The following is a 20301-nucleotide window of genomic DNA, read 5'->3' as shown; positions in this document are numbered from 1 at the left end:
GGTCAAGACCTGACGCGCGATCAACGGTTGTCCGGGCCGTCCAGGTCGTCATTGGCCGCACCGATTTCGTCGAACAGTTCGGCGATCTCGAATTCGGCCTCGGCATCGGCCTCGGCGGCCAGTTCCTGGATCGACTTGCCCTGCGCCTGCAGTTCGGCCTCTTCGGTCGAACGGGCGATGTTCAGGGTGACGGTGGCCTCGACCTCGGGGTGCAGCACGACGGTCACGTCATGCAGGCCCAGTTCCTTGATCGGGTTGCCCAGAACGACCTGCTTGCGGTCGATCTTGTGGCCGGCCTCGGCGGCGACGGTTTCCACGTCGCGCGGGGTGACCGAACCGTAAAGCGCACCGGCATCGGAAGCCGAACGGATGATGACGAATTTCTCGCCATCAATGCGCGCGGCCATCTTCTCGGCCTCGGCGCGGCCTTCTTCGTTGCGGGCCTGCAAATTGGCCTTCTGCGCCTCGAAGGCGTCGATATTGGCCTGGCTGGCGCGCAGCGCCTTGCCCTGCGGCAGAAGGAAATTGCGGGCATAACCCTCTTTCACCTTCACCACTTCGCCCATCTGGCCCAGCTTGGCCACACGTTCCAGCAGAATGACTTGCATCGGTCTGCCTCCTTATTTCACGGCGTAGGGCAGCAGGGCCAGGAAACGCGCGCGCTTGATGGCCTGGGCCAGTTTGCGCTGGTTCTTGGCCGAGACCGCGGTGATGCGCGACGGCACGATCTTGCCGCGCTCGCTGATGTAGCGCTGCAGGGTGCGGGTGTCTTTATAGTCGATCTTCGGGGCATTCTCGCCACCGAACGGATCGACCTTGCGACGACGGAAAAACGGTTTGTTCGCCATTGGATCAGATCTCCTTATGCGCGTTCGCGGCGTTCACGACGCTCGCCACGGTCACCACGATCGCCGCGGTCCCCACGGTCACCGCGATCACCACGGTCGCCGCGATCACCACGCTCGTCGCGCTTCTGCATCTGGATCGACGGGCCTTCCTCGTGCTCGTCGACGCGCACGGTCATGACGCGCATCACATCATCGTGCAGACGGGCAAGGCGCTCCATCTCCTGCACGGCGGCCGAGGGCGCGTCGGTGCGGAGGTAGGCGTAATGGCCCTTGCGGTTCTTGTTGATCTTGTAGGCGAGGGTGCGGACACCCCAGTATTCGTTCTCGATGACCTTGCCGCCGTTATCGGTCAGCACGGCCGAGAAATGTTCGATCAGCCCTTCGGCCTGCGTGTTCGACAGGTCCTGGCGGGCGATCAGCACATGCTCGTACAAAGGCATGGCGATCCTTTCTCAGTCTCAAGGCGCGCTTCAACGGCGGGTCAACCCTTCCACGCCCCGCCACGAGAGGCTGCACCGGTTTCGCATAGTTGCGGAAGGATGCGGCTTTATAGCGGCGAATCCCGGCAATGCAAGCGCAAACGCCCGGTCCTCGGTTGACGGAAATCTGAGCGGTCCGGGCGTTGACCCGGCGCGCCGCAGGCCGCACCAAGGGCGGGTCCTTGCCGTGGATCGGAGAAGCAGATGAAACACGCCCTGTCAACGCTCGCGCTTCTGGCGCTGACCACGCTGCCCGGCTTGGCGCAGGAGGGGGCGCAGGAGGCCGCACCCGAGGGGGCGACGCTGTGGCACTTCGATCCCGGACACAGCCAGATCGCCTTCGCCTATGACCATCTTGGCTTCTCCACCACGCGCGGCCTCTTCGGCGGCATCGAGGGGCAGATCACGCTGGACGAGGCGGCACCGGAAAATTCCGCCGTCGAGGTCAGCTTTCCGGTCCGCGCGATGCTGACCGGCTGGCAGGACCGTTTCACCGACCTGATGGGGCCCGCGTTCTTTGATCTGCCCGAGGGCAGCGACGCGCGGATCACCTTCGCCTCGACCAGCGTCGAGCCGACGGGCGAGAAGACCGCGACCGTCACCGGTGATCTGACGCTGAACGGGGTGACGAAGCCCGTGGTGCTCGAGGTCGAACTGAACCAGCAGGGCGAGAACCCGGTGTCCGGCAAGCCGTGGATCGGCTTTGACGCCGAGACGACCATCAAGCGGTCCGATTTCGGCCTGGGCCAATTCGCCCCGGCGGTGGGCGACGAGGTCGAGATCGAGATTTCGGTGGAGGCGGGCAAGGCGGAGTAGCGGACCCGGCCCGGAAACGCGGGCGAAGCGCGCCCGGGCCAGCGGCCGACCGCCCCCTCGGGCGGCCGCTTTGGTGACGCCCCACGCCGAACGCCTGTTCTATATGGTTGCGCCATGAATGTGCTTCGACCAACCGTGCCAGCGGCCACCCGGCGGTCTGCCGCTGTCCCCCTGTTGCCCCTGTGGCGCGCTTCGGCCATCCTCTGCGGAAACCCGTCAGTGGAGGGACGCAATGGCACTGGAAGACGCAAAGCATCAGGTCGATCAGGCCTTCACCCGCACCGACCCGCGCGGCCTCAGCTTCGAGAATGCCTTTGGCGGGGCGACCAGCTTCCTGCGCCGACGTTACTCCAAGGACCTGGCGGGCGCGGATATCGCCGTGACCGGCATTCCTTTCGATCAGGCCGTCACCCATCGCCCCGGCACCCGCTTCGGCCCCCGCGCCATCCGCGAGGCGTCGACCCTGCAGCCCTATGATCCGCCCTATGGCTGGGGCTATGACCCGCTGTCGCTGCTGACTGTCATCGATTACGGCGACATGGCCTTCGACTATGCCAAGACAAGCGAAGTGCCGGCGCGGATCGAGGCGCATATCGGCGCGATCCTGGATGCCGGCGCCGCCCCGATCACCCTTGGCGGCGATCATTCCATCACCCTGCCGATCCTGCGCGCCGTGGCGGCGCGGCGGGGGCCGGTGGCGCTGATCCAGTTCGACGCGCATTCCGACAGCTGGCCCGATGACGACCCAGAGCGCATCGACCACGGGACCTTTCTCTACAAGGCGATCCGGCAGGGCATCGTTGACCCGGCGGCCAGCGTATCGGTCGGCATCCGCACCGACAATCCCGATACGATGGGGGTGACGATCCTCGACGCGCCCTCGGTGCATCGGGACGGGATCGAGGCGACGCTCAACCGCATCCGCACGGTGATCGGCGCGCGGCCGGTCTATCTGACCTTCGATATCGACGCACTCGACCCGGCCTTCGCGCCGGGCACCGGCACGCCGGTCTGGGGCGGGCTGGCCAGCTGGCAGGCGGCGGCGATCTTGCGCGGTCTGGCGGGGATCGATCTCATCGGTGGCGATGTCGTCGAGGTCTCGCCGCCCTATGACACGACCGGCGCGACGGCAGTGGCAGGGGCGCATGTGGCGATGGAGCTGATCGCGCTCTATGGCTGGAACCGGCGCTGAGGGCAGGGCCGGTGGACGACCGCGGGTGGCCGCTGCCGGCCTCTGAGCGAAGCACCTTTATGGCGCCAGCACATCGAACAGTCGTTCGGCGCTGAACCGCACCAAGGCGGCCGCCCATGGGGGCGGTCGGCCGCCGGCCCGGCGCGCTTCGCGCTTGCTCCGGGCCAAGGTCTTCAGTTCAACCCCTGCGCACTCGCCTCAGGAAAACCACGATCGCCACCACCATGAATACCGAGGCCAGCATGAACGGCGCGCCCGGCACTTCCACCACCGCATTCTCTCCGGTGAACCGAAAGAATACCTGCGTGAACAGCAGCGGCCCCACGATGGTCGTCAGGCTGGACAGGCTGGTCATCGCCCCCTGCAGCTCGCCCTGTGCCGAGGGCGGCACCTTCGCCGCCGCGATGCTGCGCAGCGGCGGATCGGCCAAAGCCTCCAGCGCCGAGGCGGCGATGACGACATAGATCATCCAGCCCTGCCAGGCGAGGCCGAAGGCCATCAGCCCGGCAGCCGAGACCGCCATCCCCAGCAGTGCCGCGCGCCACTCGCCCAAGATGCGGATCGCGCGCGGCAGCACCAGCAGCATGACCAGCGCCGCACAGATTCCATAGGCGCCAAGCGACAGCCCGATCTGCGCCTCGCTCCAGCCATAGCGATAGGTGGTGACGAAGGACCAGATCGAGGGATAGACCGCATGCGACAGCCAGTACATGGTCATCACCGCCATGACCCAGCCGATGCCCGGATAATGCCGCATCTGCCTCAGCGCCCCCAGCGGGTTCGCGCGCCGCCACTCGAAGCGGCGGCGGTTCTGCGGCGCCAGCGTCTCGGGCAGCAGGAAATACGAGGCGACGAAATTCGCCAGCGACAACAGCCCCGCGCCGAGGAAGGGGACGCGCGGCCCCAGCTCGCCCAAGAGCCCGCCGATCACCGGCCCGACGGTGAAGCCGACGCCGAAGGCCACGCCGATCAGCCCGAAATTCTTCGCCCGGTTCGTATCATCGCTGATATCGGCGATATAGGCCGAACAGGTGGCATAGCTGCCGCCCGAGATCCCGGCCAGCGCCCGGCCCAGATACAGCATCCACAGCGTCGTTGCCGCCGCGCAGATCAGGTTGTCGATGGCAAAGGTCAGGATCGAGATGAGCAGCACCGGCCGCCGCCCGAAGCGATCGCTGAGATTGCCGATCACCGGCGCGAACAGGAATTGCATCGCGGCATAGATCAGCAGAAGCCAGCCGCCATCCACCGCCGCCGCGCTGATATCATCGCCGGTCAGCTCGTGCAGCAGCGCCGGCAGCACCGGCATGATGATGGCGATGCCGATGATGTCCAGAAACAGGATGATGAAGACCAGGACCAGTCCGCGGCGGACCAGCGTGGGAGAGGGGGGAATATGGGCGGCTGTCTCGGTCATCATCGCTCATTATCCAATTGCCGTCGCCGGAGCGAGGGCGGTGATCCCGGCGCCGCGATCATGCCGCGATCCTGCTGCCAGATTGCGACAGGTGCTTGACGCCGCGCCTTGCCCGCGCCACATCCCGGCCATGCTGCCCGAAGACCGCCTCATCCAGATCACCCAGCGTTTCGAGTTTCTCGAGGCGCAGCTGAACGCCGGCGCCGCGCCCGACAAGATCGCCGCGATCAGCCGCGAATATGCCGAGCTGAAGCCGGTGGTCGAGGAAATCGCCGCCTGGCGCGAAGCGCGCGACGGCATGGCCGAGGCGCAGGCGATGCTCACTGACCCCGAGATGCGCGAACTGGCCGAGGATGAACTGGAGCGGCTGCGCGAGACCCTGCCCGACCTGGAGCAGCGCTTGCGCATCGCCCTTCTGCCCAAGGATGCCGCCGATGCGCGGCCCGCGCTGATCGAGATCCGCCCCGGCACCGGCGGCGACGAGGCGGCGCTGTTTGCGGGCGATCTTCTCTCGATGTATCGTCGCCATGCCGAGGCGCAGGGCTGGAGTTTCCAGCTTCTGGATCTCAGCGAGACCGAACTGGGCGGCGTCAAGGAGGCGGTGGCGCGGGTCGAGGGCGAGGGGGTCTTTGCCCGGCTGAAATACGAATCCGGCGTCCATCGCGTCCAGCGCGTGCCCGAGACCGAAAGCGGCGGGCGCATCCATACGTCGGCGGCGACCGTGGCCGTGCTGCCCGAGGCCGAAGAGGTCGATATCGATATCCCCGCGACCGACATCCGCATCGACACCATGCGCGCCTCGGGTGCCGGCGGCCAGCATGTGAACACCACCGATTCCGCCGTGCGCATCACCCACCTGCCCACCGGGATCATCGTCACCAGCAGCGAGAAATCGCAGCACCAGAACCGCGCCAATGCCATGGCCGTGCTGCGCGCGCGGCTTTATGACATCGAACGCCAGCGCGCCGACGCCGAACGCGCCGCCGACCGCAAGTCACAGGTCGGTTCGGGCGATCGCAGCGAGCGCATCCGCACCTACAACTTCCCGCAGGGCCGGATGACCGATCACCGCATCAACCTGACGCTCTATGCGCTGGACCGGGTGATGGCGGGCGACCTGACCGAGATCATCGACGCCCTGACAGCCCACGATCAGGCCGAGAAACTGGCCGCACAGGAATGATCTGGTCCGCGCTTCACCGCGAGGCCGTGGCCCGGCTGCGTGCGGCGGGGATCGAGGGCGCCGAGCGTGATGCGCAGCGGCTGGCCGATCATGTGCTGGGCGGGGCAGGGCGCTGGCGTCTGCGGCAGGGCGAAGCGGCGGATAGCGCCGACCGGGCTGCTTATGACGCCGCCATCGCCGCCCGTGCCGCGCGCCAGCCGGTCAGCCAGATCACCGGCAGCCGCGCCTTCTGGAAGCATGATTTCCGCGTGACCCCCGACACTCTGGACCCGCGCCCTGACACCGAAACGCTGGTCGAAGCCGCGCTGGCCCTGCCGTGGAACTCGGTTCTTGATCTCGGCACCGGAACCGGGGCGATCCTGATCTCATTGCTCTCGGATCGGTCAGGGGCCACGGGAACCGGCGCCGATATTTCCGCAGCCGCGCTCGAGGTGGCGCGCGGGAATGCCGCGCGGATCGGCGTGACGGCGGATTTCCGGCAGGCCGACTGGTATGCCGGGATCGACGGGCGCTTTGACCTCATTGTCTCGAACCCGCCCTATATCGCGCTGGCCGAGATGGCGGACCTTGCGCCCGAGGTGCGGGACTGGGAGCCGCATCAGGCACTGACCGATTTCGGTGACGGGCTTGCGGCCTATCGCGCCATCGCGGCAGGGGCGCGGGACCATCTGACCCCCGGCGGCCGGGTGCTGGTCGAGATCGGGCCGACGCAGGCCGTGGCCGTGGCCGCGCTTTTTGTCGCAGCCGGGGCCGGGGCAACGCGGGTGTTGCCGGACCTCGACGGGCGGGATCGCGTCATTTTTGCGCAGTTCCCGGCGATTTAGCGCCGTTTGCCCCGCGTTCGGCATGAATTTCTTCACTTTCCCCTTGTAACAGCGGGATCGGCGTGTTTATTCGGACTCGTGACGGGGGCGCTTGGCGCCAACGCACGGGTCAGCCTGACAAGACGCAACACCGACCGGGGCCAGACGCCCCGCCCCGCAATCAGGGCAAGCAAGGTCTGAGAAATCGCGCTCGGGCACGACCCCAACCTAATTCCAGACGTTGAACTGGCATTATCGACAGACAGACTGATGAGATCATCCAAATCCCGTTCGCGTAACAAGTCCAATCGTCAGCGCACGCTTGGCAATGTCGTCAACCGCGTCTTTGATTCCTCGGGTCCCGAGGGCAAGGTGCGGGGCACGCCCCAACAGATTATCGAGAAATACCTGACGCTGGCGCGGGATGCGCAGCTGTCGAACGACCGGGTCGCGGAACAAAGCTTCCTGCAACATGCCGAGCATTACACCCGTATGCTGGGCGAGGCGCAGCGCGAGCAGGCCGAGCGGCAGGCGCAGAACCCGCAGGGCCAGCCGCATCAGCGCCAATATGGCGATGACGATCGCGAGAATGGCAACAATGGCCGGGGCGGCAACCAGCAGCCCTATGGTGGCGGCTATCGCAACGACCAGCAGCCGCGCAACGACCGCACGGATGACGGCGACGAGGGCGAGGTTCGCGCCAGCAACTTCCAGCCCCGCGAGCCGCAACCCCAGCAGCCGCGCGCCCCGCGTGACGAGCAGCAGCACCAGCGCGCCCCGCGCGAGGACGCGCCGCAGCACCAGCCGCGCGCGCCGCGCCCGCCGCGCGACGAGACCCCGCAGCCGCAGCTGCAATTGCAGCCCGAGGCGCTGCCCGATGCCATGCCGGCCTCGGACGAGGCTGACAGCGGTCTGGTCGAGACCCCGGAAAGCCAGCCGAAACCCAAGCGCCCGCGCGCTCCGCGTAAGCCGGCCGCTGTCCCGGGCGAGGGTGAAGCCGCCGCGAACGAGGCCAAGCCCGCCCGCGCCAGCCGTGGCCGCCGCAAGGCAGAGCCGAAGGGCGAGGCTGAAACCGATCCGGCTGCCTGAGGCTACGGCACGCAGGATCACTGTAAGACAATTCATAACGGGCCGATCTCACGGCCCGTTTTTTTTGTTGTCGCCAGTTGAACCGCAGCCCCGGCCCGGGAACCAGGGCGAAGCCCGCCCGGGCCAGCGGACGACCGCCCGGACGGGCGTCCGCTTTGGTGACCATCAACGCCGAACAGTCGTTCGATATACTGGCACCATAAAGCGCCTGCATCCAACCCCCTCAGCGGAAGCCTGCGGTCGTCCGCCGGCCCTCTGACCTGCGTTGTTTTGCTGCCCGCAGCCTCAGCCGCGCGGCGACTCGGCCAGAAGCCGTGCCAGCGTGCAGAAGCGTTCGAGGTCGATCTCCTCGGCTCGCGCCGTCGGCGGAATGCCGGCGGCTTCCAGCAGCGCCTCGATATCGGGATGCAGCCCGCGCAGGCTGGCGCGCAGCATCTTGCGGCGCTGGTTGAAGGCGGCGGCGGTGACACGCGACAGCACGGCGGGATCGGCCGGATAGCGCGGCTGGGGCAGGGCGGTCAGGCTGACCACGGCGGAATGGACCTTGGGCGCGGGCACGAAAGCCTCGGGCGGCAGGGCCATGACGATCTTCGCCTCGGCCCGCCATTGCGCCAGCAGCGCCAGCCGGCCATAGGCCTTGCCGCCGGGTTTCGCCACGATGCGCTCGGCCACTTCCTTCTGGAACATCAGCGTCAGCGACTGCCAGAAGGGCGGCCACTCCTTCGGCGTCAGCCAGCGGATCAACAGCTCGGTGCCGACATTATAGGGCAGGTTGGCGGCAATGCGGATCGGCGGGGTCAGATGCGCCAGCGGATCGATCTCGAGCGCGTCGCCATGCAGCACGGTCAGCCGGCCCGGATAAGCCTCGGCTATCTCGGCCAGCGCGGGCAGGGCGCGTTCATCCTTCTCGATGGCCAGCACATGTCGCGCGCCCTCGGCCAGCAACCCGCGGGTCAGGCCGCCGGGGCCGGGGCCGATCTCCAGGACGTCGGTCTGCGACAGATCGCCCGCCTGACGCGCGATCTTGGCCGTCAGGTTCAGATCCAGCAGGAAGTTCTGGCCCAGCTGCTTCTTGGCGCGAAGCTCGTGCCTCTCGATCACCTCGCGCAGCGGCGGCAAGCCGTCGATGGTGCTCATCCCCGCGCTGCCGCCATATCGCGCGCCATCTTCAGCGCGGCGATGGTCGAGGCCGGATCGGCCAGCCCCTTGCCAGCAATATCGAAGGCGGTGCCGTGATCGGGCGAGGTGCGGATGAAGGGCAGGCCAAGCGTCACGTTTACCCCGCCGGCAAAATCCAGCGTCTTGATCGGGATCAGCGCCTGATCGTGATAGGCGCAGATCGCCGCGTCATAGCGCGACCGGGCGGGGGCGTGAAACATCGTATCGGCGGGCAGCGGACCGGCAAGGTCCAGCCCCTCGGCCCTGAGCCGGTCCAGCAGTGGCGCGATCCAGTCGCGCTCTTCGCGGCCCATCGCCCCGCCCTCGCCGGCATGGGGGTTCAGACCCGCCACCGCGATGCGCGGAGCGGCGATGCCGAAATCGCGGATCATCGCCCCATGGGTGATGCGGATGGCGGCCTCCAGCGCCTCGGGCGTCAGCGCGGCGGGCACGTCGGACAGGGCGATATGGATGGTCGCCGGCACCACCCGGCAGGGCGGCGTGACCGTGGTTGACGCGAGCATCATCGCCACCGGCAGATCGCCCGCAAGATGCGCCAGGTATTCGGTATGGCCCGGAAAGGCGAAGCCCGCGCCTTCCTTCAGCACCTGCTTGTTGATCGGCAGGGTGCAGATGGCCGAAGCCTCGCCCCGCATGACGAGGTCCACGGCGCGCGCGATGACCTCGATCACGCCCGCCGCATTGGCGGGTTCCGCCCGGCCGGGCGTGGCGGCGGCGGCGAAATCATGGCGCAGCACCGGCAGGCTGCCCGAGGGGACCGGATCGCCGGGGGTGGCGACCTCGGTCCAGTCGGTGCCGGCGGGCAGGTGGCGGGGATCGCCCAGCCAGACGAAATCGACGCCCGAGGCCAGCGCCAGCGGCGCCAGTTCCGGGCCGATCCCCGCCGGCTCGCCGCAGGTCAGGATCACCCTTTGCACCATCGGATCAGGGCCGGCGGATGACGGCGTCGGCGTAAAGCTCGGCCAGGTAGGCCGTGGCCATCGCGTTAACCTTCTGGTTCAGCAGCGATTCGCGCACCATTTGCCGGTCGGGCAGGGCATTGGCATCGGGCACAGCCGCCTCGACCCCGTCAGGCGCCTCGGCCGTCACCGGCACATCGGTCTGGGCATTGGCCAGCAGCGCCGGCTGGCGCGAGCACAGCATCACCACGTCGACCGCCCCGCCCAGATTGATCGTGGCGGTCTCGTCGGCGTCGAGCGAGGCCAGCTGGCCGGCGACCAGCGGATCGATTGCCCCTTGCGAGGCCGACTGGCGCAGCGTCTGGCCCCGGCCTTGGGCCTCGAGATCGGCACAGGTATCGACGCGGGCGACGATATTGGCCGCATCCTGCGCCGAGGGCAGCCGCAGCACGGCGTAATCCAGCACCTGCTCGGATGCGCCGGGGCGCAGATTGCCCTGGCTGTCGCGCAGGAAGAACAGGACCACGGCGCCGGGAATGCTGAGCGGTTGGGTGATCTGGCCGGGGCGCAGGCCCAGGAGGATCGGGCGCAGGGTGGGCGGCAGGTTGTCGACCGGCATCCAGTCCAGACGGCCGCCATTCGGCGCCGAGGCCGTGGCCGACAGCCGGCGCGCGGCCGAGGCGAATTCGGCCTCGGTGGTGACGCTGGCGGCGATCTGCCGGGCCTGTGCCATCACCGCCTCTTCGCGGCCCGGGGGGGCCGGGATGATAAGTTCCGAGAACAGCACGCGGTTGATGATCGGGGTCTCGATCTCGCGCTTCAGCGCCTGGTCGATCTCTGCGTCACGGACCTGGACCGAGGGCAGGATCTGCTGGCGGATCACGTCGCGCCAGGCCACCCCGGCCTCGACGAAATCGCGGAAGGTCTGGGATTCGACCCCGGCCTGGCCCAGGGCCTGGGTAAAGGCGAAGGTGTCCAGGTTGGCCCGGCCGGCGAATTCCGACAGGCCCGCATCCAGCGCCTCGGGGCTGACGGTGATGCCCAGCTTCTTGGCGGTCTGCATCCGCAGCCGGTCCTCGATCAATGCCTTCTCGGCCTCTTCGGGCGTGGCGCCGGGGGCGTTCAGCAACTGCATGAAGCGGATGCGCTGATCGACCTCGAAGCGGGTCACCGCCGAGTCATTGACATAGACGACCGGCTCGAAAGGGTTCTGCGCCATCACCGGGCTGGCCGCCATCAGCACCGCCGCAAGGGTCAGGCCGGAAAGAAACTGCCGCATCATCTGCCTCTGTATTCCTCGTTCTTGCGGCGACACTAGCGCATGCAGGATCGCCGCGCCACTGTGCCCGGACCGTCTTTCTGCCGCCCGAAGCCCCCGAGGCGCACGGAAAGGTCGAAATCGGTCTGCGCCTCCAGCGTGTCCGAGGCGGAAAAGCGCCGCTCCACACCCATGTCGACGGTGATGCACTCGTTGCGATAGGTCACGCCCAGCTCGGCCTTCTGTGCCCGGTTCGCGACGAAGTCATAGCGGGTTTCGGCCTTGCCCCACAGGCCCGGCGCGATCTGCCAGCCGACGGCGGCACTCAGTTCCGAGGCATCGAAGCTGCGGCTTTCGCCGCGGTCGCTGTCAATCCACAGATAGCCCGCCGACAACTGCAGGTTCGGCCGCAGCCAGCCGAGCCGCAATTCGTCGCGCGAGAATTTCAGGTCGTCGTCGAACAGCGCCCGATTGGCGATGGCAAGCCCGTTCGCGCCGGAAAAATGCGTCGCGACCAGCCAGTCCGAGCGACGGCCATAAAGCGGCGAGTCAACCGCAAAAGCCTCGTCCGGCTTGTCGCGGAATACCCGGCCCGCAGTCAGACCGATCGACCAGCCGGTCGGATCGAGGCGCGTCCAACTGACCCCAACATTGGCCCGCAGCCCGCTTTCATAGGCATCCCAACCGGGAAAGCGGTTGAACCCGAAGAGGTTGCCCTCGTCGAACTCGATCAACCGGCTGTCCTCGTTGGGGATGTCGGTATCATCATCGGTGCGCGGCGAATAGAGCAGCTGCACCACCGGCTCGACCAGATGTGTCGCGCCTCCCGACTGCGCCATCAGCGGCCAGCGCAATTCCGCCCCGAGCGTAGGCACGACGCGGCTTTCCACGTCGTCATACTGGCTGTCCTGGGCGATGCGGTAGAGATCGGCGTTCAGGCCGAACAATCCGGCAGCGACGAAGCCGCCGGGCAGGATCTCGCTGCGCCGCCAGTCGACGCCGAACGAGGCGCGCGCCATGTCTCGACCGACGACATCCTCCTTCGAGGGGCGGCGATGTGCATGAAGCGACCATTGCAGCAGTGCCTCGCCGCCGACCAGACCCGGCTCGATCCGGCGCATCCAGATCGCGTCGGCAACCTGGGCGGGTGAGGTCGAGGCCTCTTCCCCCTCGCGCAGCGATTCGTAGTTGCCGATCCGCGCGATGGTGAACCGGTCGGCATCGATCCGCTGCAGGGTCACGCCGCTCCACAGCCGGTCGGCATCGGTGATGTCGTAGTCCAGCAGATACTGGCGGCTCGAGGCGGTCTGAATCTGCACGCCCAGCTGATACCCGCGTGGCAGATCGAACCGGCCTGCGCCGAAAAGATAACCGCGGGTCTCGCCCTCCTCCAGATCGTCGCGGCTAACCGCGCCCTCCAGCTGCAACTCGCCGAAGCTGAAAGCCTGGCGATAGCGCGCCTCGAGCGTGCGGGTGCGGCTGGCTGACAGATAGGGCGTCAACGTCAGATCGGCGCTGCGGCCAAGGGTGATGAAATAGGGCACCTTGAGGCCGAAACCGAGGGACGAGGTGGTGCGCATCTGCGGACGCAGGAAGCCCGAACGCCGGTCGACCGTCGGATCGGGGGCGGTGATGGTGAAGGGCAATCCCCCAAGTGGCAGGCCGAAGGCGCGGAATCGCGGTTGCTCCAGCGTCAGCTCGCGCCGCTCGGCGTCATGGGTGATCGAGCGGGCGCGGATCTCCCACAGGGGTACCGGGTTCTCGGCGCAGACCTGGCAGGACGATGCGATCACATTGGTCAGGCGGGTCATCCGACCGCCGCCGGTGCGCTGCAATTCCGTCGCCGCCAGTTGCAATTCGCGGGCGATGACCAGCCGCGCGCCGCGGATGATTCCGTCCTGCAGCTTGCGGTCCAGCTGCGCCGTGTCGGCGATCAGCGTGGTCTCCTGATCGGTGCCGCGCCTGCCCGGCTCGGTCAGGTGGATCGGCCCCTCGATGGTCAGGTCGCCCGAGGCGCCATCGACGGTCAGCCGCGAGGCGACCAGCCGCGCGCCCTGGTACCAGATCACCACGCCCCCGGCGGCGATCAGCGTGCGGTCATCCGTCAGCACGATGTTGTCGGCCAGAACGGTCGCGGCATCCTCGGCCACAGCCCCCGAACCGCCATCGCCCGACAGGGTCACATCGGCGCGCGGATCGGCCACCTCGGGCGCCTGAACCGCCAGCGTGCCGTCCGAGATCGGCGAGAAATCCAGCATGTCGGCCGTCGGCGCCAGCGCCGGGCCGTTGGCCAGTTCATTCGCCGTCTGGTCGCCCTTGGACTGGGCCCCGGCCATGCCGGTGGACAGCGCCGCCGCGATGGCCAGCCCTGCCGCACCGGCCAGCGCCGCGCGCCTTGCCTCGCGCCGCGCCCAGGCCGTCCATGCCAAACCCTTGCTCATCCGTCCTCCCGGTAGAGGATCAGCGCCAACCCCAGAAGCGCGGCCACCGCCGGCGGGGCCCAGGCCGCGATCCAGGGCAGAACCTGCCCGTTATCGCCCAGAACTTGCGCCAGATTGCGCAGGAAGAACACCCCGATCCCGGCACCGAAGGCCAGAAGAACCGGGATGCCGGTGCTGCGCCCGCGCACCGGGCGCATGGTAAAGGCCGCTGCGATCACTACCATTGCCGCCATCAGGAAGGGGCGGGCAAGCTCCATCTGGAACCAGGTGCGATGGCGATTGGCGGAAAATCCTGCGCGTTCAAGCCCTTGGATGAAGCCCGGTAGTTCCCAGACCGGCACCGAGTCGGGCCGGCCAAAGCCCTCGCGGATGCGCTGCGCGGTCAGGTCCGAGGGCAGGGTCAGTGTGTCCGAGACGCGCGCCGAGGCCTCGGGATTGGGCTCGGTCAGCGGATAGTCCTTGACGCCGCTCAGCTGCCATTCCCCCGGTTGCAGCACCGCCTCGCGCGCCTCAATCCGCCGGGTCGGGCCGGTATCGGGGGCGAAGATGGTGAAGCTGGCATTGTACAGCGTCGCCGCATCCGGGCTGGTCCGCTCGGCCCGGATCATCAGCTGGCCCTGGTCCTTGCCATCGACGACGAAACCCTGCCGCAACCAGACGGCGCTGTCGCCAAGGCTGACGGTCTGGCTGCCATTGCGCTCGATATTGGCCATGGCGATGTCCAGCCGTTTGCCGGTCGCGGCGACGAAGGGGTTCACCAGCGCCACCGCCAGGGCCCCGACGATGATCGCCGTCGCCACCGGCGCGATCAGCGTCTTCAGCGCCGAGCGCCCCGAGGCCCGGATCGCCACCAGTTCCGAGCTGCGCGCCAGCCCCAGGAACAGCGCGATCCCGGCCAGAATGGTGATCAGCGGCAGGATCGCATAGAAGCTGCCGGTGATGTTCAGCCCGGCCAGACCGGCGGCCCCGGTCAGGCCGATATCCGCAGCTGCAAAGCGGCGGATCATCTCGATCATGTCGATCAGGAACAGGATCAGCGCGAAGGCGCCGCCCACGACCAAGAGGGCGCGCAGGAAGCGGCGGGCGATGTAGAAGGACAGGGTCATGGCGCGGACTTCCCCGATCCGCCGGCAATGAAGGCGGGCGGGCAGGGCCGCCGCCGCCGCCCGGCCATCCACAAGAGCAGGAGGCAAAGCCCGGTCCCGGCCAGCGCGGGCACATAGATCAGCGGCCAGCGTGAGGGATCCTCATTGGCCAGATTGGCGGCGGCGATGGTCAGGAACTGTACGCCGATCAGCCCGACAATCGCCCAGATGACCTGCCGCCAGACGCCGAAGCGCGAATAGCCGCCGATCAGCAGCGTGGCGAAGCCGATCATCGCGGCGACCGGTGACAGCAGCGGCTGCGCGATTCGCTCATGCGCCTCGACCCGCGCGCGTTGGGGCGTGGCGCCGGTCGCCGCCAGCAACTCGGCGTCGGGGTTCAGCAGCCTCAGCGTCGCGTAATCGCGCAGGTCGCGGCCCCGGGCGCCGCTTTTCGACACCATCGCGCCGATATCATAACTCAGTTCCTCGAACCGGGTGACATCCAGACGCTGCGCTTCGTCCCGGCCATGCAGGGTCTGGATCATCCCCTTCAGCATGATCAGCACCGGCCCGGCCTCGCCGCGCACCACCAGCGCTTCCTCGGCGGTATAGGAGACGCGGCGATTGGCCAGTCGCGCGTCCTCGAGGAACACGTCGAGCAGCCGCCCGTCGCTGGCGATCGCGCCGATGAAAACCGTGATCCCGTCCACGGGATACTGGAACACGCCGGGGCGCAGGAATTGCGCAGTGACGTTCTCGGCGATCTCGGCCTGGCGGTCGGCCATGCGGGCGCGGGCGGCAGGCACCAGCCCGTTGACCAGAATGCCGACCATGACGCTGACCACCAGCCCGAAGACCAGCACCGGGCGCGCCAGCCGCCAGGGCGACAGGCCGGCGGTCTGCATCGCTACCAGTTCGGATTCGTTCGACAGCCGGTTGGTGCCATAGGCGGTGGCCGCAAAGGCCGCTACCGGCAGCACCACCGAGATCACCAGCGGCAGCGTGAGGGCGGTGAATTCCAGCACCACCAGCGCCGTCTGGCCATCGCTCATTAACTGTTCGAACAGGCCGACGGCGCGGTTGATCCAGTAGACCGACACCAGCACCAGCGCGAAAAAGCCGAACAAAGTCAGCATCTGCGACAGGATATATCGATCAATACGCGGCATGGGGTCCTTGTCGCTTTGCTTCACCCTGATTAACGGCAAGTGCGGCTCTGGCAAAGGGGGTGCGTTGGCGATAGGGTTCGGCTCAAGCAGATAAGAGGACCAGGCATGACCCATCCCGTCGAGATCCAGTTCACCGAAACCGATGCAGAAAAGGTCGCGGACCATCAGGGCCGCATCGCCATTCTGGTCACGCCGGGCAGCCCGGTCCGCGCCAAGCTGCCCAAGGCCGCGCGCGAGGCCGTGGCGCGGGCGATGGCCTCGCGCGAGGGGCAGAAGCTGAAGCCGGGTCAGGCGCTGGAACTGGCCTTCCCCGCCGGCATCAGTGCCGAGGCGATCCAGCTGGTCGCCCTGCCGCCGCGTTCGACCACGCACGAGGCCCGCAAGGCCGGTGCCGCCATCGGCGCCAAGCTGGGCAAGACCCACACGCTGGTGCTGGCCGGCAATCACAAGCAGGCGGGCGAGGTGGCTCTGGGTCTGGCGCTCAGGGGCTATGACTTCTCGGTCTATCACACCAGCGCCCATGACGAGGGCGGCACTGACGGCGAGGCGGAACCGGCGGCGCAGCCCGACAAGGCCCGCGTGACCTTCATGGCCAGCGACCCCGAGGCGCTGGCCAAAAGCGCCAAGGACGGTGCCGCCGTGGCCGAGGGTGTCTTCTTCACCCGTGACCTGGTGAACGAGCCCGCCAACGTCCTGACCACAACCGACTTCGCCGACCGGCTGAAGGCGATGGAGGAACTGGGCCTGACCGTCGAGGTGCTGGACGAGCCCGAGCTGGAAAAGCTGGGGATGCGCGCGCTTCTGGGCGTGGGGCAGGGCAGCGAAAGCCCCTCGAAGGTCGTGGTCATGCAGTGGAATGGCGGCGAGAAGGGCGAGGCCCCGCTGGCGCTGGTCGGCAAGGGCGTGGTCTTCGACACCGGCGGCATCTCGATCAAGCCGGCGGCCGGGATGGAAGAGATGACCATGGACATGGGCGGGGCCGGGGTGGTGGCGGGCGTCATGCGCACGCTGGCGCTGCGCCGGGCCAAGGCCAATGTCGTCGGCTTGGTCGGACTGGTCGAGAACATGCCCGACGGTCGCGCGCAGCGCCCCGGCGATATCGTGAAATCGATGAAGGGCGACACGATCGAGGTCATCAACACCGATGCCGAAGGTCGCCTCGTGCTGGCCGATGTGCTCTGGTATGCACAGGAACGCTTCGAGCCGAAGGCGGTGATCGATCTGGCGACGCTGACCGGCGCGGTCATCATCGCGCTGGGGCACGAGAATGCCGGGGTCTTTGCCAATGACGACGCGCTGGCGAATGGCATCCTCAAGGCTGCCGGCGCCGAGGGCGAGGGCGCATGGCGCCTGCCGCTTGGTCCCGGCTATGACGCGCTGATCAAGTCGCGGCTTGCCGACATCAAGAATACCGGCGGCCGTGCCGCGGGTTCGATCACCGCGGCGCAGTTCCTGCAGCGTTTCATCCGCAAGGATCAGCCCTGGGCGCATATCGACATTGCCGGCGTGGCGCTGCCGCCCGGTGCGACCGATCTGGCCCCCAAGGGCGCGACCGGCTGGGGGGTGATGACGCTGGACCGCCTGGTGCGCGACCAGTACGAAAAGGGCTGAGTTGGGCAACGCGCTCTTCTACCACCTGACCCGCTCGCCGGCCGAGCAGCTTTTGCCGGTGCTGATCGGCAAATCGCTGCAGGCCGGCTGGCGGGTCGAGTTGCGCGCGACGGCCCGCGACCGGCTGGACCGGCTGGACGAACGGCTGTGGCAGGGCGACGGCTTCCTGCCCCACGGCCTCGCCGGCGGCCCGCATGACGCGCGCCAGCCGGTGCTGATGACCGTGGCGGGGCAGGCGGCAGCCAACAATCCCTCCTGCCTGATGGCGCTCGATGGCGCCGAGGTCACGCCCGAGGAATGCAGCGGGCTGCAACGCGCCTGCATCCTCTTCGACGGCAACGACCCCGAGGCGACCAGCCGCGCGCGCGACCAGTGGCGGGCGCTGACAGGTGCCGGTGTGACGGCGGAATACTGGTCCGAAGAGGGCGGTGGCTGGGAGCGGAAACGGTAGGCGAGCCGAAACTTGCGGGGCACAGGGCGAGCGCTGGCCCGTGGGGTGGCGCTTCCGAACGGTTGGCCGGGTCGTTTTATGGTGCCAGCCACATCCATCGTTCGACCGTCTCGCCAGCGGCACCAAAGCGCCTACCCGCCGGGATGGGCCGGCGCTCGCCCGGCGGGCTTGCAGCCCGCGCATCGGGCGGGTCTCTGCTCAGATATTATTCTGTATCAGATAGTTGAACTATATACCTGATAACTGACTTCACCGCTCCAGCACCAGCATCTCGCCTTCAAAACTGACCCGCGCGAAGCGCCGCAGATAGGACATGCCCAGCAGCGAGCCGCTGATCTCGGCGCGGATCACCATGGCCGGCACGTTCTCGTCGACCAGATCACCGATGGCGAAGCGTTCGATGGTGACGGGGGCGGTTTCGACCGTGCCATTGGCGGTCTCGGCCTGCCCGACATAGGCCAGATCGTCGGGATCGATGCCGATGCGCCGCGCGTCATCGGGCGAAAGCGCGATGGAACTGGCGCCGGTGTCGAAGATGAAGCGCACCGGCTGGCCATTGGCCTCGGCGGTCAGCAGGAAATGCCCGCTCGCATCCATCGGCACCTCGATCCGCGTGCCATCCTCGCTGACTACCTGCTCGGGCGTGTTCCAGTCCTGCCAGACCCCGGCCAGGAAGATCGCGCCGGCGAAGATGATCGCCCACAATGCCGCCATCCGCATCGCCTGGCTGGCCCGGCCCGAGAATTCGACCAGCAGCGCGCCGCCGATGAACAGCAAGAGTAGCCCCAGATACAGGAACCGCGCCCAGTCATCCGGCAGAAGATCACCCATTACACCAACCCCGATCCCTTCAACCCGTCGATGATGAACTGCACCGACAGTGCCGCCAAGAGCATCCCGAAGAGCCGCGTCACCACCATGATCCCGGTGCGCCCCAACACCCGCCCCAGCCCGCTGGCCAACTCGAACAGCACCAGCGCAATGACCAGAACCGCCCCCATGATGAGATGGATCATCGCCAGGTAGCCCCAACCCTCGCCCTGACCGGACAGCAGGATCATCGTCGCCAGCGCCCCGGGCCCGGCCAGAAGCGGCATGGCCAGCGGAAAGACCGAAGGGTCCTGCGGCTCGGGCGCGGTCTGGCCCTCGCGTCGCTCGGTCCGCCGCTCGAACAGCATATCGAAGGCGGTCAGCAGCAACAGGATACCGCCGGCGATGCGGAAGGCGGGCAGCGAGATGCCGATGCCGTGCAGGATCTGCTCGCCCGCCAGCCCGAAGAGGGTCAGCAGCAGGAAGGCCACGCAGACGGCGCGAAATCCGACCTGCCGGCGCTGGCGGTGGCTCATCTCGCCGGTCAGCGCCACGAACATCGGCGCCAGCCCGACCGGGTCGATGACCACGAAGAGCGTGACGAAAGCGGTGACATAGGCGGTCGGGTCCATGTGCCCTTATGGCCCGTCGCCCCCGTGCTGCCAAGCGGGCGCGCGCGACGCGATGTCACCGGCGGGGGCGCCCGGCCTCACGCAATCGGGCTTTGCAATCGCCGGTCTATGGGCCTAAATGTTGCCCGCAGGCGGGCAGCAGGCCCGCATATGGGAGCAGACTATGCTGAACAATATCGGCCTTCCCGGCCTTCTTCTTATCGCCGTCGTGGTGCTGGTGCTCTTCGGCCGCGGCAAGATCAGCTCGCTGATGGGCGAGGTGGGCAAGGGAATCACCGCCTTCAAGAAGGGCGTCAAGGACGGCAGCGAAGAGATCGAGCGCGACATGAACGAGACGCGCGACCTGCCCGGCCAATCGGCCCGCGACGTGACCCCGACCACCACCGTCGAGACCAAGGACAAGGTCTGAGCCACGGGAGCGGCAGAATAGCATGGACCTCGGCTGGAGCGAGCTTCTGCTGATTGGCGTCGTTGCGCTGATCGTCATTGGCCCAAAGGATCTGCCGCAACTCTTTCGCTCGCTTGGGCGCTTTACCGCCAAGGCAAGGGCCATGGCGCGCGAGTTCTCGTCGGCGATGGAAGAGGCGGCGAAATCGTCCGGGCTGGATGAAGCCAGCAAATCCCTCAACGATGTCAGGTCGCTGACCTCGAAGAAGAATCTCGGGCTGGACGCGCTGGAGCGCGCAGCCGACAAGTTCGAGAAATGGGACCCGAAAATCCCGACGGCGAAAGCCCCGGCGCAGCCCGATCCGGGCAGCATCGCCAAGATCCCGGCCTCGGCAGCCAGCCCGGCCGCCACGACCGCGGCGAGTGCGGTTGCAGCCCCGGCAGCCGCCACCGCGACGGCCAGCGCCACGGCTTCGGCAAGCACAGCCGCCTCGGGCGAGGGCAAGCGCCGCATCCACGCCGTGCGGCGTTCGGACATGAAAGACGATTGAT

Annotated in this window: 21 protein-coding genes; 9 read left to right on the top strand and 12 right to left on the bottom strand. The window is 67.7% G+C overall.

Annotation, left to right across the window (positions count from 1 at the left end):
• Nucleotides 1-20: 20 nt before the first annotated feature.
• Genes rplI through rpsF form a run of 3 tightly spaced genes read right to left on the bottom strand, consistent with a single transcriptional unit; the run spans nt 21 to nt 1288 of the window.
• A complete protein-coding gene (gene rplI / locus Q1A36_RS02145; protein WP_299839054.1) occupies nt 21-608 on the bottom strand; it encodes a 50S ribosomal protein L9 in 588 nt (195 codons plus the stop codon).
• A 12-nt stretch (nt 609-620) separates the two neighbouring features.
• The gene (gene rpsR, locus Q1A36_RS02140) at nt 621-848 is read right to left on the bottom strand and encodes a 30S ribosomal protein S18 (RefSeq protein ID WP_101751034.1); all 228 of its coding nucleotides are present in this window, start codon (nt 846-848) and stop codon (nt 621-623) included.
• Between the two features lie 14 nt (nt 849-862).
• Entirely contained in the window at nt 863-1288 is a 426-nt protein-coding gene (rpsF, locus tag Q1A36_RS02135) for a 30S ribosomal protein S6 (RefSeq protein WP_299839046.1), read from the bottom strand.
• Nucleotides 1289-1531: 243 nt separating this feature from the next.
• Between rpsF and Q1A36_RS02130 the strand changes: the two genes are divergently transcribed.
• Nucleotides 1532-2143 carry a YceI family protein gene (locus Q1A36_RS02130; RefSeq protein WP_299839043.1) on the top strand — a complete coding sequence of 204 codons (612 nt, stop codon included), beginning with the start codon at nt 1532-1534 and terminating at the stop codon, nt 2141-2143.
• Between the two features lie 232 nt (nt 2144-2375).
• On the top strand, nt 2376-3335 hold the full coding sequence (gene speB / locus Q1A36_RS02125) for an agmatinase (protein ID WP_299839040.1): 960 nt from the start codon (nt 2376-2378) through the stop codon (nt 3333-3335).
• Between the two features lie 178 nt (nt 3336-3513).
• Here speB and Q1A36_RS02120 read toward each other — a convergent pair whose 3' ends face one another.
• Nucleotides 3514-4752 carry a TCR/Tet family MFS transporter gene (locus Q1A36_RS02120; RefSeq protein ID WP_299839037.1) on the bottom strand — a complete coding sequence of 413 codons (1239 nt, stop codon included), beginning with the start codon at nt 4750-4752 and terminating at the stop codon, nt 3514-3516.
• Between the two features lie 130 nt (nt 4753-4882).
• Between Q1A36_RS02120 and prfA the strand changes: the two genes are divergently transcribed.
• From prfA to Q1A36_RS02105, 3 genes are all read left to right on the top strand, one after another.
• Nucleotides 4883-5935 carry a peptide chain release factor 1 gene (gene prfA / locus Q1A36_RS02115; protein ID WP_299839034.1) on the top strand — a complete coding sequence of 351 codons (1053 nt, stop codon included), beginning with the start codon at nt 4883-4885 and terminating at the stop codon, nt 5933-5935.
• Complete coding sequence (gene prmC / locus Q1A36_RS02110) at nt 5932-6759, top strand: peptide chain release factor N(5)-glutamine methyltransferase (protein WP_299839031.1); 828 nt, start codon at nt 5932-5934, stop codon at nt 6757-6759. Before prfA ends, prmC begins: the two co-directional genes overlap by 4 nt.
• A 249-nt stretch (nt 6760-7008) precedes the next feature.
• Nucleotides 7009-7827 (top strand): DUF4167 domain-containing protein, encoded by an 819-nt coding sequence (locus Q1A36_RS02105; protein ID WP_299839028.1) that lies wholly within the window; start codon nt 7009-7011, stop codon nt 7825-7827.
• Nucleotides 7828-8112: 285 nt separating this feature from the next.
• Here the strand turns inward: Q1A36_RS02105 and rsmA are convergent, their stop codons facing one another.
• Genes rsmA through lptF form a run of 6 tightly spaced genes read right to left on the bottom strand, consistent with a single transcriptional unit; the run spans nt 8113 to nt 15858 of the window.
• Nucleotides 8113-8964, bottom strand: coding sequence for a 16S rRNA (adenine(1518)-N(6)/adenine(1519)-N(6))-dimethyltransferase RsmA (gene rsmA / locus Q1A36_RS02100; protein WP_299839025.1), 852 nt, complete (start codon nt 8962-8964; stop codon nt 8113-8115).
• Complete coding sequence (gene pdxA / locus Q1A36_RS02095; protein ID WP_299839022.1) at nt 8961-9926, bottom strand: 4-hydroxythreonine-4-phosphate dehydrogenase PdxA; 966 nt, start codon at nt 9924-9926, stop codon at nt 8961-8963. The genes rsmA and pdxA overlap by 4 nt, the downstream gene beginning before the upstream one ends.
• Nucleotides 9927-9930: 4 nt before the next feature.
• A complete protein-coding gene (locus Q1A36_RS02090; protein WP_299839019.1) occupies nt 9931-11184 on the bottom strand; it encodes a peptidylprolyl isomerase in 1254 nt (417 codons plus the stop codon).
• Nucleotides 11185-11219: 35 nt separating this feature from the next.
• The gene (gene lptD / locus Q1A36_RS02085) at nt 11220-13604 is read right to left on the bottom strand and encodes an LPS assembly protein LptD (RefSeq protein WP_299839016.1); all 2385 of its coding nucleotides are present in this window, start codon (nt 13602-13604) and stop codon (nt 11220-11222) included.
• Nucleotides 13601-14710: an LPS export ABC transporter permease LptG gene (lptG, locus tag Q1A36_RS02080; protein ID WP_299839013.1), complete on the bottom strand. Its 1110-nt coding sequence runs from the start codon at nt 14708-14710 to the stop codon at nt 13601-13603. Before lptG ends, lptD begins: the two co-directional genes overlap by 4 nt.
• On the bottom strand, nt 14707-15858 hold the full coding sequence (lptF, locus tag Q1A36_RS02075; protein WP_299839010.1) for an LPS export ABC transporter permease LptF: 1152 nt from the start codon (nt 15856-15858) through the stop codon (nt 14707-14709). The genes lptG and lptF overlap by 4 nt, the downstream gene beginning before the upstream one ends.
• Nucleotides 15859-15963: 105 nt before the next feature.
• Between lptF and Q1A36_RS02070 the strand changes: the two genes are divergently transcribed.
• Both Q1A36_RS02070 and Q1A36_RS02065 read left to right on the top strand, forming a co-directional pair.
• The gene (locus Q1A36_RS02070) at nt 15964-17469 is read left to right on the top strand and encodes a leucyl aminopeptidase (RefSeq protein ID WP_299839007.1); all 1506 of its coding nucleotides are present in this window, start codon (nt 15964-15966) and stop codon (nt 17467-17469) included.
• Between the two features lies 1 nt (nt 17470).
• Nucleotides 17471-17920: a DNA polymerase III subunit chi gene (locus tag Q1A36_RS02065; RefSeq protein WP_299839003.1), complete on the top strand. Its 450-nt coding sequence runs from the start codon at nt 17471-17473 to the stop codon at nt 17918-17920.
• Nucleotides 17921-18169: 249 nt separating this feature from the next.
• On the opposite strand, the gene Q1A36_RS02060 is transcribed toward Q1A36_RS02065, so the two are convergent.
• Both Q1A36_RS02060 and Q1A36_RS02055 read right to left on the bottom strand, forming a co-directional pair.
• Nucleotides 18170-18751, bottom strand: a complete 582-nt coding sequence (locus Q1A36_RS02060; RefSeq protein ID WP_299839000.1) for a TIGR02281 family clan AA aspartic protease — start codon at nt 18749-18751, stop codon at nt 18170-18172.
• Nucleotides 18751-19362 (bottom strand): MarC family protein, encoded by a 612-nt coding sequence (locus Q1A36_RS02055; protein ID WP_299838999.1) that lies wholly within the window; start codon nt 19360-19362, stop codon nt 18751-18753. Before Q1A36_RS02055 ends, Q1A36_RS02060 begins: the two co-directional genes overlap by 1 nt.
• 163 nt (nt 19363-19525) lie before the next feature.
• On the opposite strand from Q1A36_RS02055, the gene Q1A36_RS02050 reads away from it, so the two are divergent.
• Nucleotides 19526-19771, top strand: coding sequence for a twin-arginine translocase TatA/TatE family subunit (locus Q1A36_RS02050; protein WP_299838996.1), 246 nt, complete (start codon nt 19526-19528; stop codon nt 19769-19771).
• Between the two features lie 22 nt (nt 19772-19793).
• Nucleotides 19794-20300: a Sec-independent protein translocase protein TatB gene (gene tatB / locus Q1A36_RS02045; RefSeq protein ID WP_299838993.1), complete on the top strand. Its 507-nt coding sequence runs from the start codon at nt 19794-19796 to the stop codon at nt 20298-20300.
• Nucleotide 20301 lies beyond the last annotated feature (1 nt).

Origin of the sequence: uncultured Paracoccus sp. (assembly GCF_947487305.1) — a bacterium.
Taxonomy (GTDB): domain Bacteria; phylum Pseudomonadota; class Alphaproteobacteria; order Rhodobacterales; family Rhodobacteraceae; genus Paracoccus.
This window is presented reverse-complemented; position numbering and strand designations above follow the sequence as displayed.